Source organism: Zobellia alginiliquefaciens (genome assembly GCF_029323795.1).
In the GTDB taxonomy this organism is placed as follows: Bacteria; Bacteroidota; Bacteroidia; order Flavobacteriales; family Flavobacteriaceae; genus Zobellia; species Zobellia alginiliquefaciens.
The window spans coordinates 5,028,846-5,045,271 of sequence record NZ_CP119758.1 but is presented as its reverse complement, the minus strand read 5'-3'; the positions used below and the strand labels follow the sequence as shown (position 1 = coordinate 5,045,271).

Here is a 16,426-nt window from a genome sequence, read left to right as displayed (position 1 = left end):
AATCTTTAATTTTGCTTTTAAATGAATAAGAGGTTATTTGTCCTTTTGGTGGCGTTGATGAGTCTCTCCCTGATAGGAATAATATCTGTTCAATTCTTGTGGATAAAACAATCTGTGGAAGACAAAGAAGAACAGTTTTCCAATACAGTATCTGAGGTATTGAATCAGGTTTCCGATAAAATTGAGGAGAGAGAGACAAAGGATTATTTTGAACGTTACATTGATGTAAAAGATAGTGTAGGGGAACCTAAAAGTTCTCACTTGCGAAATATCTTTTTTATAGACCGTGATATAAACTCCAATGAGATTCGGTTTTATTCCCATGGTATTTTAGAGGAAGATTACAATATAGCATCTACGTTCTTTGATAATGGTAATGGTGGAGATACCATAGCCACAATTAAGAATTATACGAGTAAGCGGTCCAAAACTATTTTTAAAGAAGATTTTGGATTGGATGGAAAGGAGTATAAGCTAAATGCAGTACAAAAGCTTCAGAAAATTGGGGGTTTATCGTCTATAGAAAGAGCCCAATTTGAAGATGTTTTTAGTGAATATGCTAAGAAAGTGCCTATTCATAAGCGAGTTTCTAATCAAGAAATTCAACTGTTGCTTGACCGTGAACTTAAGAACAGGAACCTTAATATTGAATATGAATATGGGGTGTACAGCAGGGGACTTCCCACCAAGGTAAAGTCTAGGAAATTCAAGTTTACGAAAGATATGCTGTATGAAACTCCTATTTTTAAGGATAGTGAGGGGGCGAGTAATTTTTCTTTGCTCATCGCTTTTCCAAAGAAAAAGAAGTTTTTGATTCAGTCTATTATAAAAATGGCGCTACTATCATTACTTTTTACTTTGGTGATCGTGATTGCTTATTCGGGAGCAATTTACCAGCTTATTCGTCAAAAACAGATTTCAGAGATAAAATCTGATTTTATAAATAACATGACGCATGAGTTCAAAACACCTATAGCAACTATTAACCTAGCGGTTGAGGCTATCCGTAACCCAAAGATAATAGGGGACCCGGATAAGGTTGATAGGTATTTGAGCATGATTCGTGAAGAAAATAAACGTATGCACGCTCAGGTTGAAAATGTATTACGTATATCCAAGCTGGAAAAGAATCAGTTAGATATTAGTAAGGACAGAGTAGATGTACACGACATAATAGAAGATGCAATAGCACATGTAGAGCTTATTGTAGCTGATCGCGGTGGATATATAGAAACACATTTAAAGGCTAAGAGAACAGAGGTTCTTGCCAGTGAAATGCATTTTACAAACGTAATTGTAAATATTCTTGATAACGCCATTAAGTATTCCGCCAAGGCGCCTAGAATAAACGTGTCTACGGAAGTTGCTAAAAACTATATTGTAATTGAAATAAAAGACCAAGGAGCCGGAATGAGTAAAGCCGTGGTCAAAAAAGTATTTGAAAAATTCTACCGTGAGCACACGGGAGATTTACATAATGTTAAAGGGCATGGACTCGGGTTGGCATATGTGAAAAAGATTGTAGATGATCACCAAGGTGAGGTTTACGCAGAAAGTGAAAAAGGAAAGGGAAGTACTTTCTATATAAAATTGCCTTTAATCTAACTCAACAAGTTATGGAAACAGTAAATAAAAAAATACTCTTAGTAGAGGATGATCCCAATTTTGGAATTGTGCTGAAGGACTATTTATCAATGAATGATTTTGATGTCACTTTAGCCAAGAATGGTATGGAGGGATTTGAGAAATTTAAAAAAGATAATTATGACATCTGTATATTGGATGTGATGATGCCTTATAAGGACGGTTTTACCTTGGCAAAGGAGATTCGCGAAAAGAACGAAAATGTTCCTATCGTTTTCCTTACCGCTAAAACCATGAAAGAAGATGTTTTAAAAGGATATAAGGCTGGAGCAGATGATTACCTTAACAAACCTTTTGATTCAGAAGTTCTTCTAATGAAAATTAGAGCTATCCTTCAGAGAAAAGCATCTAATACATTAGCGGATAGTAAGAAATTCGAATTTAAAATTGGTAATTTCCACTTAAACTCAAAGCTTCGGTTTTTGAAATATAGAGACGAAGAGGCTATTAAACTTTCTCCTAAAGAGAATGAGCTTTTGAGGCTTTTGGCGCTTCATGAAAATGATTTAATGCCAAGAGAATTAGCACTGACCAAAATATGGAGAGATGATAACTATTTTACATCTCGTAGTATGGACGTTTATATTGCTAAACTTAGAAAGTATTTAAAATTGGATGATACCGTTGAAATATTGAACATTCACGGAGAAGGTTTCCGTTTGGTTGTTAAGGAAGACGTGTAAACTTAAATTCTATATATTTAGAAGCCTCGCTATTTGATAGCGGGGCTTTTTTGTGATTATATCTCGGAAAGTATTTCAGAGACAATTTCTTCCGGTGTTTGCATGATAGAGACTGTAATAGCATCACTGGGAACCTCTAATGTGTTGAACTGCGATTGAAGTAATTCCGGCGGCATAAAGTGATTCTTGCGCTGCTCTAAACGTGTCATGATTTCTTCAAAAGTTCCTTTTAGGTAAACGAAGACAAGCTTTTTTTCTAATCCGTTTTGCAAAATAACCCGGTATTTGGTTTTGAGTGCGGAGCAAGCGATAATAGCGCCATTGTCTTTGTTTTCAATAGCTAATAAATTTAGCCTTTCTAACCAGCCTTGGCGATCGTGGTCATTTAGGGGAATGCCATCGGCCATTTTTTTTACGTTTGCCTCAGGGTGATAATCATCTCCATCATAGAATTCTAAATTTAATTTTGATGCTAAAAGTTTGCCTATGGTGCTTTTGCCGGAGCCAGATACGCCCATGACAAATACTATGGGGTTTTTATTTTTCATGTGGAACGATGTTATGTAAGGTGGTTATCAGTTCTTGGAAGTCTGAATTATGTGATACCCATATGGTTTCCTGGTTGCGTTTAAACCAAGTGAGCTGCCTTTTTGCAAATCTGCGTGTGTTTTTCTTTATTTCTTCTATGGCAAAAACTAAATCGGTTTCAATAGCCGACTCATTTGACTCTTTTTCAAAATACGTAAAAAGTTCTCGGTAACCAACGGTTTGTAGAGCGTTTAGTTCTTTGTGCTTTTCAAGTTGCCTGGCTTCTTTTATAAGGCCTTCTGAGACCATTATGTCTACACGTTGGTTGATACGGTCGTAAATTAGAGAACGTTCCGCTTCAATGCCAATAGTAATGGTTTTAAAGGGGCGTTGTGTTTTGTTTTTTAATAGAAAAGAGGAGTAGGGTAAACCGGTGCCGATACAGATTTCGAGAGCTCTTATAATACGGTGCGGATTGTGTAAATCTACCGATTCAAAGTACTTTGGGTCTAGCTCCTTTAGTTGATTTTGAAGGCTTTCGATTCCTTTTTCTTTAAGGTTTTCGTTGAGCTGTTCTCGTATTACAGGGTCTACTTTAGGGAAGTCATCTAAACCTTCGGTAACTGCTTTTGTGTAGAGTCCGCTTCCGCCCACCATGACAACAATATTCTTTTTTTTGAATAACTCCTCAAGGAGGCTAAGCGCATCTCGTTCAAAATCACCCACCGAATAGGAATCGAAAATACTAATGTGCTGTATAAAGTGGTGCTGGGCTTGTTGAAGTTCTTCTTCTGAAGGAACGGCTGTGCCAATTCTCATTTCTTTAAAAAACTGCCTAGAATCTGCGGAAATAATTTCCGTGTTAAAATGCCGGGCCAAAGCAATGGCAAGCTTTGTTTTTCCTATGGCGGTAGGCCCTACTACAGATAAAAGTATTTTTTCCATTAGAGTTCGCTTCCGCAGTTATAACAATGGGTGGCGTCATCTCTATGACCTTCTTTTGCGCAGTTTCTGCAAGCTTGGGTGTTTACATGAACAAAGTGCTTATCGTCCATTTTTTTTTGTTCCTGAATTTTTTTGCCAAATTCAGCAGTTACAATTCCAGTGGGAACCGCAATAACACCGTAACCCACAAGCATAATTAACGTTGCTATAAATTGTCCTTGGGGGGTTATAGGAGCAATATCTCCATACCCAACCGTTGTGAGGGTAACAATAGTCCAATAAATACTGGTAGGAATACTGGTAAAGCCGGCAGCATCACCTTCTATTAAGTACATAACAGTACCTAAGATAACGGAAAGGATAAGTACTGCAAAAAGGAAAACTGTTATTTTGGCTCTACTTGCTCTTAATGCATTTTTTAATTGCGATGCCTCTCCTAAAAAACGAACTAATTTCAGAATTCTAAAAACCCTTAAAAGTCGCAAAGAACGTATGGCTAAAAGGACTTGTGATCCGGCAAAAATATAGGATAGATATAGGGGTATGGTAGACAGTAAGTCTATAATTCCGTAGAAGCTGAAAATATAGCGTCTGGGTTGTTTAATACTTATGATTCTTGCAATGTATTCAATAGTAAAGAGAATGGTAACTACCCACTCTAGGACAAATAGGGTTTCATGATACTCGGCATCTATCCATTTTACGCTCTCTAGCATAACTAGAAGAACGCTTATAATAATGAGGATAAATAAAAGAATATCAAACCATTTTCCCAAAGGGGTGTCCGCTTCATAAATAATTTCATGAACCTTATTCTTCCAGCCTCCGTCGGGTTTATCTTCTTTCAAATTTTACTGATTGGTTAATTCTAGAATTTTTAGATTTCGTTTTTTACGCATATAATTTTCGATAATATGAGTCGTGTTATCATTACCTCGCATAGGAACGATTATAGATTCTAAGATATGAATATTATTGATTTGATGATTAAGGTTGTAATAGCCCATACCTTTGAAATCACCATTTTTAACTAAAATAGCACTGTACTCCCCAATTTCTCGTCCTTTATCTATAATCACTACATTTTTGTCATTTAGCGAGTATTTTTGAAGCGCTTCATGGACTCTTTTGTTATAATCCTCAGTAGGCTCCTTAGTGACGCAAGCGCCTAGACATTCCCCGTTATCGTAGTTGGAACAATTATTTTTGGCTTCTGATATTCCGTTTAGTTTATCACAAAGATTAAAATCACGAGTTAATTTGAAAATAAAATTGGAAGCACCTGCCAGACTGTTGAATGTGGTAAAAGCTTCTTTTCTCTCAGTAACCTTTCTAACGGTTAAGGTGTTGTACCCGTCTATGTTTTTTTGAACAAATAAACCGTGACTAAAAATTACAGCTTTGGGGCGGTGATTGTATTTTGGGCGATTCCTTTTAAGTTCTTCATTTTCCTTTAGAAGCGCTACCAATTCATTTCCTGTTCTTTCAAAGGTTACCTTTTTGGTCGCTTTTTGTAATTGTCGTGCACGACCACCACTTTTTGTAAAATGTTGGTTCACCCGTTTTTTAATATTGGTGCTTTTGCCTAAAAATAATATTTCACCATCTTTATCATGCATGTAATACACACCGGTTTCGGAAGGTAATCTATCTACAATATCTAATTGACGATCAGAAAGCTCGCCTTCGGTTTCTTTACGGATTACATCTTTAATTATGGTCTTGTCAAGGTCTTTGGCTAAAAGTATTTTAAACAGTTGCAGGGTTGCTAGCGCATCGCCATTTGCTCTGTGGCGGTCACTAACGGCAATCCCTAGGGAACGGACCAATTTTCCCAGACTGTGTGACTCTGCTTCAGGTATCAATTTTTTGGAAAGCTCTACAGTGCATAAGGTCTTTCTCTCAAAATTATAGCCCAGCCTTCTAAATTCCGTTCTTAATATTCTATAGTCAAATTGGGCATTATGAGCTATGATGACCGTATCTTCGGTAATTTCAACAATTCGTTTGGCCACCTCGTGGAATTTTGGAGCGGTCTGTAACATTTTATTGTTAATGCCCGTAAGCTTTACCACAAAAGGTTGTATCTCTTTCTCTGGATTTACCAAGCTAATAAACTGGTCCACCACTTTATGTCCGTCAAATTTATGAATGGCAATCTCGGTAATGCCTTCTTCATTAAATTTACCCCCTGTAGTTTCAATATCTAAAATGGTATACATTTATGCGTTTTTGTCCTGTGGTGATGGTGCGTTATTGGTCCGTGACAGAATATTAGTAATTGCGATTGCCAAAGATACTACTTCCAATGCGCACCATCGTACTTCCTTCTTCAATGGCTATTCGGTAGTCTCCGCTCATACCCATGGATAATATTTTGATTTGCGGGTTTTCCGGTTTTATCGAATCGAATATTGATTTTAACTGCTGAAACTCCCTTCTGACTTGCTCTTCGTTCTCGGTGAAAGTAGCCATCCCCATGAGTCCAACTACATTTATACTTTTAAGCTGAAGGTATTCATCCGACTTCAGAATGGCAATAAGTTCATTTTTATTCAAGCCAAACTTTGTGTCCTCTTCTGCAATATGAATTTGTAGCAGACAATCTATTGTTCGGTTGTGCTGTTTTGCTCTTTTGTTAATTTCAGAGAGCAATCTATAACTATCCACTCCGTGAACCAAATCAACGAATTCAGCCATGTATTTGACCTTGTTGCGTTGTAAGTGGCCAATCATGTGCCATTTGATGTCTTTTGGCAGTCGTTCCCATTTGCCAACCATTTCTTGAACTTTGTTTTCTCCAAAAATACGTTGTCCGGCGTCATAGGCTTCCATTAAATCTTCATCTGGTTTGGTTTTGGAGACTGCCACCAGTGTTACATCTTCAGGAAGTGTATTCTTGATTTCTAAAAGGTTATCTTTTATCATCGTATCTGTCGTGCTTTGATATTTTTAATAGGATAGTTTAGAAAGGTCTGTCTGTCATAAAAACTGACGAGAAACCTTTTCGGCCTTTCTGGATTCGCTATAATCATAGAATCCCTCCCCGGATTTTACACCTAGTTTTTTAGCCATGACCATATTGATCAAGAGCGGGCATGGTGCATATTTCGGTTTTTTGAAACCGTCATACATCACATTTAAAATTGATAAGCAAACATCAAGCCCAATAAAATCTGCTAGCTGCAGCGGGCCCATGGGGTGTGCCATACCTAATTTCATAACCGTATCAATCTCCGTAACACCGGCCACGCCATTGTATAGTGTTTCAATAGCTTCATTAATCATGGGCATTAAAATTCTATTGGCCACAAAACCTGGGTAGTCATTTACTTCCGTGGGAGTTTTGCCTAATTCTGTAGATAACTTCATGATTTGTTCAGTAGTTTCATCTGAAGTACTGTAACCACGAATAATCTCTACCAGTTGCATAATAGGCACGGGGTTCATAAAATGCATCCCGATTACTTTCTTAGGTCTATTTGTAGCTGCTGCAATTTGGGTAATTGATATGGAAGAGGTGTTTGTGGCCAAAATGGTTTTTTGGTCGCAAATGGCATCCAATTCCTTAAAAATATTCAGTTTTATGTTTAGATTTTCTGAGGCAGCTTCAACCACTAAATCAACTGGGGTAACCCCATCTTTTAGAGTGGTAAAAGTTGATATGTTCTGAAGTGTGGCCGTTTTATCGTTTTCGGTTATCTTCTCTTTGGCCAACATTCTATCCAGATTTTTCTCGATAGTTTTCATCCCTTTACTCAGCGCATCATCGGAAAGGTCTATCAAATTTACTTTGTGACCGTTCTGAGCAAAAACATGGGCAATTCCGTTTCCCATAGTACCTGCGCCTATAACCGCTATATGTTGCATATGTGTGATTTTAATAATTCTAAAAAGAAGCTATGATCTGCAAGGCTACTTTTAGGGCTTGTGTGCCTTGTTTCAGGCTTACAATGGGGGTGCTGTCATTGGCAATGGCATCTGCAAAACTTTCCAGTTCATCAAGAATGGCATTGTTGGTTCCCACGTCTGGGTTCTCAAAATAGATTTGTTTTTTCTCGCCTTCCGCATTTTGTAGTACCATGTCAAAATCACCCACTTTTTCTGGGGCATCTTTCATTTTCACTACCTCAACTTTTTTCTCTAAAAAGTCTACGGAGATATAAGCGTCTTTCTGAAAGAAACGTGATTTACGCATGTTTTTCAGTGAAATTCTGCTAGCCGTTAAATTAGCTACACAACCATTTTCAAATTCAATACGGGCATTGGCAATATCCGGAGACTTGCTAATAACCGAAACTCCACTGGCATTAATCTGTTTTACATCGGAATTTACAACGCTCAGTATGGCATCAATATCATGGATCATTAAATCCAAAACTACAGGAACATCCGTGCCACGAGGGTTGAATTCTGCCAACCGGTGACTCTCTATGAACATGGGCGTGTTGATTTGATGTTTTACCGCAGAAAAGGCCGGGTTAAAACGTTCTACATGCCCAACTTGGCCTTTAACGTTATACTTTTTTTCTAGTTCCAGAAGCTGTTCCGCTTCTTCATACGTATTGGTTATGGGCTTTTCTATAAATATGTGTTTTCCTTTTTCTATTGCCTTTTTGGCACAATCAAAATGAGAAAGAGTAGGGGTAACGATGTCCACTACATCTACAGCTTCTATAAGTTTGTTGATATTATCATAGTATTGGTATCCAAATTCGTCCGCTACTTTTTTACCGTTAATTGCATCTGCATCATAAAAACCGACTAATTCATATTTTTTCGATTCGTTTAGCAGACGTAAGTGTATTTTTCCTAAATGACCTGCGCCTAATACGCCAACTCTAAGCATAAATTTCAATTTGAATCAAAAATAAGGATAGTTTCGGAGTTTTCGGGTTTGAATCGTGAAGATTAAGGATTAGTAATTTAAAAAAATGTAGGCTGACATTTAGTCGCTAGACTTGTGTGTTGAAGTTTTACAAGTTAACTTTACCTTCCAAAACCAAACCGTTGAGAGATACTTTAAAACATAGGGGAATGCGTAATAAGCTGGCCGAAGTATTGGTAGCTAAAGGCATAACCGATAAAAATGTGTTGGAAGCTATACGCACCATACCTAGACATTTATTTATGGACAGCAGCTTTGAAGGTCATGCCTATCAAGACAAGGCTTTTCCGATAGCTGCAGACCAGACTATTTCCCAACCCTATACGGTGGCTTTTCAGTCTCAATTACTAGAGGTAAAGCCCAATGACAATATTCTGGAAATTGGTACGGGTAGTGGGTACCAAACTGCTGTATTACTACTTTTACGGGCAAAAGTCCATACTATTGAGCGGCAGTTGGAGCTTTTTAAAAAGACAAAGATTTTCTTCCGGAAAATGGGCTATCGTCCTAAAAAATTAATTTTTGGAGATGGTTATAAAGGACTTCCCGAACAGGCTCCTTATGACGGAATTATTGTAACCGCAGGCGCGCCAGAAGTGCCAAGGGCGCTTATGAGTCAATTAAAAATTGGAGGTAGACTGGTAATTCCCGTCGGTACCGATGACCAGATTATGACCTTGTTTGTACGTAAATCTGAAAAAGAGTTCGAAAAAAAAGAATACGGTTCTTTCCGTTTTGTACCGCTTTTAGAGAATAAGAATTAAAGAACCCGCTCTAGTTATTGAAGCTTTTCTTAATTCTTGAAAGGTTACGTTTGTTATCGCGGTCTTTTAAGGTTTCACGCTTGTCATACAGCTTTTTACCCTTGGCAAGCGCAATCTTTAATTTAGCCAGCCCTCTATCGTTTATAAATAGATTAATAGGCACGATGGTAAAACCGGAAGTAGTGACGTCTTTGCGTAACTTTCTAAGCTCACGCTTGTTCATGAGCAATTTGCGTTCCGCTTTAGGTTTGTGATTAAAGTGAGAAGCATGCGAATACTCATCAATTTGCATGTTAATGACAAAGAGTTCTCCACGCTCATTAAACTCGCAAAAACTTTGTGTGATAGAGGCTTTTCCTTCTCTAACGGATTTTATTTCAGTTCCGGCCAAAACAATACCAGTTACATAGGTGTCTATGAACTCATATTCAAATTTGGCTTTTTTATTTTTTATGTTGATGTTCTTTTGAACCATGACACAAAAATAGTGAAGTTCCTTAAATTAATAGCTAATTCTGGGGTATAGAAAAGTAATAAGGGTATATTTAAAATTGATACCGCTCGGTTGTACTCTCTCAGAAGTTCTATTTTCGTTCTTTAGGGCAATTACAGTTAATGTGGATGCGTTGCGAAGTTGCTTGTCCGTTAACGATTTGCACTATGTAAAGGCTGCCATTGTCGTTGTCTTCCATTTCGTAGTACAAATCAATGTCTATCATTTTGTTTACGAACTCAGGTGTTGTGTTGCTGTGACCGACCACAAGAACGTTTTTACCTAAATTACCTGTTTTAAACTGTTCTATGTTTACATTTTGCGGCTCGTAATACTTCACGTCTAGTTCTTGTTTCACGGCGGTAGGTGCAGCGGTCATAGAGGTTCGTTGGTAATCGGTCGTATAAATAACGTCTAACTCAACATCCTTGAGTATTTCGGCCCAATGCATAGCTCTGCCTAGACCACGTTGATTTAGTTCAGGGTCCGTATTTTCCGAATCGGAACGATCTTTCTCTGCATGACGGATAAAATAAAAGGTAGAAACTGCCCCTTGGTGGTTATTTTGGTTAACTTTCTGCTCGTCTTTACAACTCACCAAAATTAAGGTTGTGAGCAAAATAATATAAAAGGATTTGATCCGTTGCATATTAGATAATCGTTTTTGGTTGAAAACTCTTGCATAATTGTTAACTAAATTTAGACAAAAAAAGTATGTATGAATACTGCTTTTTGTTTTTTTGTAATCATGCGCAGAACTATAGTAACTTTATTTCTTTTATTGTTTGTTTTGGTTCTGCGGAGTCAAGAGTCACGTTTACCTGCAGATTTAAGGCAGCATAACTTAACTACATACAATGCCAGCTTGTTTAACCCTGCTTTTTCAGTAGATCGGAACAATGCTAATTCTTTGGCGTATTGGGTACGTTGGCAATGGCAGGCTATTGACGGCAACCCTACTACACAATTCTTAAATTATACGAGGAAATTAAATGATGAATCTGCGGTCGGTGCAGCTTTTTTTCAGCAGAACACGGGTATCTATTTTGATACGGGAGGCGTTATAAACTATGCACATAGTTTTGATTTGAACGAAACGGTAAAATTATCTGTTGGAGCAAATGTATTCGGTTTTAAGCAGTCTTTGGCCGATGACCGTTTTACCGTTAATCCTGATTTTCCGCTGTTGCAGTCCTCTTCAACCGATGATTTTATTTTGCAAGTGGCACCGGGTGTTAGTCTTAGTGTAGAGCGACTTACGTTAGGTTTTGCTTCTGAAAATCTTTTCGATTACAATTTTACAGAGAGCGAAGTAAATACGGAAAAGGAGGATAAAGTTTATATGGGCTTGGTATCTTATGATTTTCCGGTCACTCTTGGTGCTGCAATGAATGCTTTTGTGCGTCCCTCTATGTATTTGAGAACTATTCCTGGGGAAGCCAATCAAATAGGCTTCAATGCACTTTTAAATACGAACAACTATTGGGGGCAAGTAGGGTATAATAATTTCTATGGATATGGTATTGGGGTAGGAGGAACATTTTTTAATCATGTGTCACTTGGTGCATTGATTGAATTTGGGGCGGACTCATCTATTAGTACGGAATCTTCTTTTGAGCTTATGGCCGCATACTTTTTTGGTAAACCGGAAGAGCGCCATAAAATGGTAGGTTATATTTCTCCGGAAGAAAATGAACTTGATCAAATAGAATTGGCAGCGGTGGCTAAAGCCGAAGCTGCAGAGGAAAATAAAAATGAAGCTATTGCAGCTGAATTAGAGAAGGCAGAGGAATTGGCCCAAGAATCAAAATCAGAAGAAAAGCTTGCTAAGAAAGAAGAAAAAGAGCGCCGCAAGTCGGAAAAAAGGGCTCAAGATTCTATAGCTAAACTACAGAAACAGGAAGCTTTGGCTTTAAGGAAAGAAGAGAAGCGTCTTGAGAAGGAAGCGCAAAATCAGATAAAAGAAGAAGAGGCTATTGCCAAAGCTGCTGAAAAAGAAGCGCAACAGCAGAAAGGTGAGGAGCTTGCCATAGTTGAACAAGAAGAGCAAAAAAGAAAATTGGATTCAATTCAAAATGCTAAGCAACAGGAGGCTTTGGCATTAGCTGAAAATACTGAAATAGATAAGCGGAAAGCCGAGGCTGAAGCGGCAAAGATTGCGCAAGAAAAAGCTCGTCAAGAAAAAGAAGAGAAAGCTGCTCAAGAAGCTAAGCTGGCGCAGAAAGAAGAAGTAGTTACGCCTAGAAAAGGAGAAAAATACGAAGAGGTTAAAACCGAGGACGGTTTAGAGCCGGGCTATTACTTGATAGCAAATGTATTTGGTACTAAAAAGTACTTTGATGCCTTTATGGCGGATTTAAAGAGAAAGGGACTTCAACCTAAATCATTTGTGCGTAGCAAAAATAAATTCAACTATGTGTATCTGAATCGTTTTGATACTATGGGTCAGGCAAGACAAGCCAGAGATGGTAATTTTGACGGTAAGTTCTCTGGTAATACTTGGATTTTTAGAGTAGTAGGGAAATAAGAGTCAGAAGTCTTGGATGAGGAAGCTGATTGGATGAATAATAAAAGTAAAAACTACTCTCAATGGAGAACTCGCTATTTACGTTCAAAAAATATTGAGTCTCGCAAAAACATATTACTTTTTTTTGTGTCTATGTTTTTTTTGACATTTACTTTTCTAGGAGCTTATTTATGGTGGACTGATGAATTTAAGTTTTTAGGTAAAACAGTTATCTATGTGAATGCAGCTGTAACCCAAGAGAATATGAAACATTGGGGAAGAGGATATTACTACCAAATTGGGGTTTGCAATTATATAGTTGAAGGTAAGGAATACTCATCAGATTTTAGAATCAATGACAGCTATCTTTTGGCAAAGATAGGAGATACAATAGTAGTGAAAACAACACTTGAAAATCCGAAAATCTCCAAATTTATTGGTTACCCTTGAGGAGATGTTCTAAACAAAAAATTATAGTTTTATAAGCTGTAATTTACTTCTTAAGTTCTTTCTTGACCAGAACCTCTAGGTAAGCTATAGTGTTCGTGAGGTATTTTTTGTCGCTGGTCATAGTAGCCATGGCAATAGCCCCTTGAATCATGGTGAACAATTGCTTCGCAAATTGTGAAGGTGTAACCGGCAGTTTAATTTCATCGTTCTTAACGCCGTTTTCAAGAACGAGCGCAATTTTGCCTTCCATTTCTCGTATGGCTTCTTTGTTGGCTGCTACCAGTAGCCTGTTATTATGTTGGGCATCTACACCTGTATTTAAAATAGGACACCCGCCCATGCTCAAAGTGAACGAATCGTAATTACGATAAAAATCGGTGAGATTAAAAATCTTGTCCAAGGCATCGCTTTTCTCGGCCAAAACTTCATCTACTTTTGATAAAAGAAGGTTACTGTTGTATTGATAGGCCGATAATGCCAAAGCTTCCTTATTTTCAAAATTACCATAAATAGCACCTTTTGTAAGTCCAGTGGCCTCGGTTAGGTCGCTCATACTTGTACCTATGTAACCATGTTTGTTAAAAACAGAGGCAACAGTTTCAATTATAAAGGCAGTGGTTCTTTCGGCTTTGGTAGACATGTGGTGCAGTTTTACACGAAGATAAAAAAATTATATACTGCATGGTATATACTTTTAAAAAAAAGCATCCCTTTTGAGGGATGCTTTTTCTTGCGACATTTTTTTTGAAAATTATAGGATTATTCCACTAATTCATCTTGATTTCTAAATACAAGTGCATCATCAAATGAATCAATCAACACAATGCTATCCGCTTTTATGTTGCCACTCAAGAGTTCTTTGGAGAGATTGTTCAAAACATCTTTCTGAATAACTCTTTTTATAGGGCGAGCCCCATATTGAGGGTCGTACCCTTTATTGGCCAAATAGTTAATAGCTTCATCCGTAGCATCAATCGTTATATGTTGCTTGGCAATGTTCTTCTTTAAACCGTCCAATTGCAGCCTTACGATTTTAGTAATATCCTCACGGCTAAGCGGTGTAAACATAATTATGTCATCTATACGATTTAAAAATTCAGGTCGTATTGTTTTGCGCAACAATCCTAAAATTTCAACACGTGCGGCTTCTGTTGCACTATAAGGGTCTTTGCTATTTTCAAATTTTTCTTGAATGATAGAGCTTCCCATATTGCTGGTCATGATGATTATGGTGTTCTTAAAATCAGCGACCCTACCTTTATTATCCGTCAACCTTCCTTCATCCAATACTTGCAATAAAATATTAAAAGTATCCGGATGTGCTTTCTCAATTTCATCAAGTAACACCACGGAATATGGTCTTCTACGAACAGCTTCGGTTAACTGACCACCTTCGTCATAGCCAACATACCCTGGAGGTGCGCCAACCAGTCTACTAACGGAATGACGTTCTTGATATTCACTCATATCAATACGGGTCATTGCGTTTTCATCATCGAACAGGTAAGAAGCTAAAGTTTTTGCCAGCTCGGTTTTACCAACTCCTGTAGTACCTAAAAATAAGAACGAACCAATAGGTCTATTTGCATCTTGCAATCCTGCGCGACTTCTTCTAATGGCATCAGATACGGCTTCTATGGCTTCATTTTGACCAATTACCCTTTTGTGGAGCACATTTTCCAATTTCAAGAGTTTTTCACGCTCGCTCTGTAGCATTTTGGTTACCGGTATTCCTGTCCACTTTGCCACAACTTCAGCTACATCTTCATTGGTTACCTCTTCCTTGATTAAGGTGTCGCCTAATTGTTGCTCGTCTAGTACTTTTTGAAGGTCTTGAAGTTTTTCCTGTGCTTCTTTTATTTTACCATAGCGAAGTTCGGCTACTTTGCCATAATCTCCGTTACGTTCTGCACGTTCCGCTTCGTTTTTAAACTCCTCAATGTCTTGCTTCGTTTTTTGAATTTCATCAACCACCGACTTTTCGCTTTCCCATTTTGCAAAGATTTCGTTACGGTCTTCCTTGAGGTTGGCTAAATCAACATTCAGCAACTTGAGTTTGGCCTTGTCGTTTTCTCGTTTTATTGCTTCAATTTCAATTTCGAGCTGCATAATCTTACGGTCTAGAACATCTAATTCTTCCGGTTTGGAGTTAATTTCCATCCTGAGCTTAGATGCGGCCTCGTCTATTAAATCAATAGCCTTATCCGGTAAAAACCGATTGGTAATATAGCGTTGGGACAACTCTACGGCAGCAATTACCGCCTCATCTTTTATGCGGACTTTATGATGTGCCTCATACTTTTCTTTAATACCCCTAAGAATTGAAATGGCGCTTTCCGTATCGGGCTCATTTACCGTCACTTTCTGGAAACGTCTCTCAAGTGCTTTATCTTTTTCAAAATATTTTTGGTATTCATCTAATGTGGTTGCACCAATGGCTCTGAGTTCACCACGGGCCAATGCGGGCTTTAAAATATTGGCCGCGTCCATTGCGCCTTGGCCGCCGCCTGCACCAACAAGAGTATGTATTTCGTCAATGAACAAAACAATATCGCCATCGGAAGAAGTAACTTCTTTAATGACCGATTTTAGTCTTTCTTCAAATTCACCTTTATATTTAGCACCTGCGATAAGTGCGCCCATATCTAGTGAATAAATGACTTTATCCTTTAGGTTTTCTGGTACATCTCCTTGGATAATTCGGTGCGCAAGACCTTCTGCAATAGCGGTTTTACCTGTACCTGGCTCACCAACCAACATAGGGTTGTTTTTGGTTCTTCGGGATAAAATCTGAAGAATACGACGAATTTCCTCGTCACGCCCAATGACCGGGTCTAACTTGCCATCATCTGCCAATTGATTTAGGTTAAGGGCATATTTGTCAAGCGAATTATAAGTGTCTTCTGCACTCTGTGAGGTTACTTTGCCGCCTTTGCGAAGTTCACCTATAGCTGCTTTTAAGTCTTTTTCTGTAGCGCCTTGATCCTTTAAAATCTGGGCAATTTTACTGCTAGATTTTAAAATAGCTAATAAGAGATGCTCTATGGAAACATATTCATCCTCCATTTTTTTAGCTATGGAACTTGCCTCATTCAGTGTTTTTCCTGCTTCTCTGGATATCATAATATCCCCTCCGGAAACTTTGGGAAAGCTTTCTAGTTCTTTTTCCAAAATTTGCTGAAGCAAAGCAACGTTTATGTTCAATTTTTTCAGAATAAATGGAAGAACATTTTCGTCAACCTCCCAGATTGCTTTGAACAAATGTTCGTTCTCTATCTGTTGATGGCCAAAACCCTGCGCAATCTGTTGGGCTTGCTGAATAGCCTCTTGCGATTTTGTTGTGTAATTATTAAAGTTCATATGTATATTGTTATCTGCTGTTATTGTTTATTTTTGATATCTATAAGTCAAGAATCCTACCAAGATATTAAGACAGACAATATGGCGCTTACTACTGTAAAATAAACGACATTTAGTCAGTTGTAAGTTTTAGGAAAAGGTAAGACTGATACTATAAAAATACGA

Annotated in this window: 16 protein-coding genes; 5 read left to right on the top strand and 11 right to left on the bottom strand. The window is 37.9% G+C overall.

Going from position 1 to position 16,426, the window contains the following annotated elements; genetic code table 11:
* The first annotated feature begins 21 nt into the window (after positions 1-21).
* Positions 22-1,605: a sensor histidine kinase gene (locus P0077_RS20800; protein WP_276167110.1), complete on the top strand. Its 1,584-nt coding sequence runs from the start codon at positions 22-24 to the stop codon at positions 1,603-1,605.
* Between the two features lie 11 nt (positions 1,606-1,616).
* On the top strand, positions 1,617-2,327 hold the full coding sequence (locus P0077_RS20795) for a response regulator transcription factor (RefSeq protein ID WP_276167109.1): 711 nt from the start codon (positions 1,617-1,619) through the stop codon (positions 2,325-2,327).
* Between the two features lie 56 nt (positions 2,328-2,383).
* Here the strand turns inward: P0077_RS20795 and P0077_RS20790 are convergent, their stop codons facing one another.
* The 7 genes from P0077_RS20790 to P0077_RS20760 are packed head-to-tail and all read right to left on the bottom strand — an operon-like array spanning position 2,384 to position 8,649.
* Positions 2,384-2,875, bottom strand: a complete 492-nt coding sequence (locus P0077_RS20790) for a gluconokinase (RefSeq protein WP_276167108.1) — start codon at positions 2,873-2,875, stop codon at positions 2,384-2,386.
* Positions 2,865-3,800, bottom strand: coding sequence for a tRNA (adenosine(37)-N6)-dimethylallyltransferase MiaA (gene miaA, locus P0077_RS20785; protein WP_276167107.1), 936 nt, complete (start codon positions 3,798-3,800; stop codon positions 2,865-2,867). The genes P0077_RS20790 and miaA overlap by 11 nt, the downstream gene beginning before the upstream one ends.
* The gene (locus tag P0077_RS20780) at positions 3,800-4,648 is read right to left on the bottom strand and encodes an ion transporter (RefSeq protein ID WP_276167106.1); all 849 of its coding nucleotides are present in this window, start codon (positions 4,646-4,648) and stop codon (positions 3,800-3,802) included. The genes miaA and P0077_RS20780 overlap by 1 nt, the downstream gene beginning before the upstream one ends.
* 3 nt (positions 4,649-4,651) lie before the next feature.
* Positions 4,652-6,022 (bottom strand): exonuclease domain-containing protein, encoded by a 1,371-nt coding sequence (locus P0077_RS20775; RefSeq protein ID WP_276167105.1) that lies wholly within the window; start codon positions 6,020-6,022, stop codon positions 4,652-4,654.
* 52 nt (positions 6,023-6,074) lie between these two features.
* Entirely contained in the window at positions 6,075-6,728 is a 654-nt protein-coding gene (locus P0077_RS20770; RefSeq protein WP_276167104.1) for a YggS family pyridoxal phosphate-dependent enzyme, read from the bottom strand.
* A gap of 54 nt (positions 6,729-6,782) precedes the next feature.
* On the bottom strand, positions 6,783-7,670 hold the full coding sequence (locus tag P0077_RS20765; protein ID WP_276167103.1) for a 3-hydroxyacyl-CoA dehydrogenase family protein: 888 nt from the start codon (positions 7,668-7,670) through the stop codon (positions 6,783-6,785).
* A gap of 19 nt (positions 7,671-7,689) precedes the next feature.
* Complete coding sequence (locus tag P0077_RS20760) at positions 7,690-8,649, bottom strand: Gfo/Idh/MocA family protein (RefSeq protein WP_276167102.1); 960 nt, start codon at positions 8,647-8,649, stop codon at positions 7,690-7,692.
* A 161-nt stretch (positions 8,650-8,810) separates the two neighbouring features.
* Here P0077_RS20760 and P0077_RS20755 point away from each other — a divergent pair, with 161 nt between their 5' ends.
* Positions 8,811-9,452: a protein-L-isoaspartate(D-aspartate) O-methyltransferase gene (locus tag P0077_RS20755; RefSeq protein ID WP_194527670.1), complete on the top strand. Its 642-nt coding sequence runs from the start codon at positions 8,811-8,813 to the stop codon at positions 9,450-9,452.
* 10 nt (positions 9,453-9,462) lie between these two features.
* On the opposite strand, the gene smpB is transcribed toward P0077_RS20755, so the two are convergent.
* Together smpB and P0077_RS20745 are read right to left on the bottom strand one after the other, a co-directional pair.
* Positions 9,463-9,927 carry an SsrA-binding protein SmpB gene (smpB, locus tag P0077_RS20750; protein WP_276167101.1) on the bottom strand — a complete coding sequence of 155 codons (465 nt, stop codon included), beginning with the start codon at positions 9,925-9,927 and terminating at the stop codon, positions 9,463-9,465.
* Between the two features lie 109 nt (positions 9,928-10,036).
* Entirely contained in the window at positions 10,037-10,594 is a 558-nt protein-coding gene (locus P0077_RS20745; RefSeq protein WP_276167100.1) for a SixA phosphatase family protein, read from the bottom strand.
* 69 nt (positions 10,595-10,663) lie between these two features.
* Between P0077_RS20745 and P0077_RS20740 the strand changes: the two genes are divergently transcribed.
* Positions 10,664-12,472 (top strand): PorP/SprF family type IX secretion system membrane protein, encoded by a 1,809-nt coding sequence (locus P0077_RS20740; protein ID WP_276167099.1) that lies wholly within the window; start codon positions 10,664-10,666, stop codon positions 12,470-12,472.
* Positions 12,473-12,484: 12 nt separating this feature from the next.
* Positions 12,485-12,901, top strand: a complete 417-nt coding sequence (locus P0077_RS20735; protein ID WP_276167098.1) for a hypothetical protein — start codon at positions 12,485-12,487, stop codon at positions 12,899-12,901.
* 43 nt (positions 12,902-12,944) lie between these two features.
* Here P0077_RS20735 and P0077_RS20730 read toward each other — a convergent pair whose 3' ends face one another.
* Positions 12,945-13,541: a TetR/AcrR family transcriptional regulator gene (locus tag P0077_RS20730; RefSeq protein ID WP_276167097.1), complete on the bottom strand. Its 597-nt coding sequence runs from the start codon at positions 13,539-13,541 to the stop codon at positions 12,945-12,947.
* A 119-nt stretch (positions 13,542-13,660) separates the two neighbouring features.
* The gene (gene clpB / locus P0077_RS20725; protein ID WP_276167096.1) at positions 13,661-16,261 is read right to left on the bottom strand and encodes an ATP-dependent chaperone ClpB; all 2,601 of its coding nucleotides are present in this window, start codon (positions 16,259-16,261) and stop codon (positions 13,661-13,663) included.
* Positions 16,262-16,426 lie beyond the last annotated feature (165 nt).

What these genes read in the sequence shown, in the direction of transcription:
- P0077_RS20790 (WP_276167108.1), bottom strand. Translation starts at nt 2,875, where the DNA reads ATGAAAAATAAAAACCCCATAGTATTTGTCATGGGCGTATCTGGCTCC.
- P0077_RS20745 (WP_276167100.1), bottom strand. Translation starts at nt 10,594, where the DNA reads ATGCAACGGATCAAATCCTTTTATATTATTTTGCTCACAACCTTAATT.
- miaA (WP_276167107.1), bottom strand. Translation starts at nt 3,800, where the DNA reads ATGGAAAAAATACTTTTATCTGTAGTAGGGCCTACCGCCATAGGAAAA.
- P0077_RS20760 (WP_276167102.1), bottom strand. Translation starts at nt 8,649, where the DNA reads ATGCTTAGAGTTGGCGTATTAGGCGCAGGTCATTTAGGAAAAATACAC.
- P0077_RS20795 (WP_276167109.1), top strand. Translation starts at nt 1,617, where the DNA reads ATGGAAACAGTAAATAAAAAAATACTCTTAGTAGAGGATGATCCCAAT.
- P0077_RS20770 (WP_276167104.1), bottom strand. Translation starts at nt 6,728, where the DNA reads ATGATAAAAGATAACCTTTTAGAAATCAAGAATACACTTCCTGAAGAT.
- P0077_RS20800 (WP_276167110.1), top strand. Translation starts at nt 22, where the DNA reads ATGAATAAGAGGTTATTTGTCCTTTTGGTGGCGTTGATGAGTCTCTCC.
- P0077_RS20730 (WP_276167097.1), bottom strand. Translation starts at nt 13,541, where the DNA reads ATGTCTACCAAAGCCGAAAGAACCACTGCCTTTATAATTGAAACTGTT.
- P0077_RS20740 (WP_276167099.1), top strand. Translation starts at nt 10,664, where the DNA reads ATGAATACTGCTTTTTGTTTTTTTGTAATCATGCGCAGAACTATAGTA.
- smpB (WP_276167101.1), bottom strand. Translation starts at nt 9,927, where the DNA reads ATGGTTCAAAAGAACATCAACATAAAAAATAAAAAAGCCAAATTTGAA.
- P0077_RS20765 (WP_276167103.1), bottom strand. Translation starts at nt 7,670, where the DNA reads ATGCAACATATAGCGGTTATAGGCGCAGGTACTATGGGAAACGGAATT.
- clpB (WP_276167096.1), bottom strand. Translation starts at nt 16,261, where the DNA reads ATGAACTTTAATAATTACACAACAAAATCGCAAGAGGCTATTCAGCAA.
- P0077_RS20775 (WP_276167105.1), bottom strand. Translation starts at nt 6,022, where the DNA reads ATGTATACCATTTTAGATATTGAAACTACAGGGGGTAAATTTAATGAA.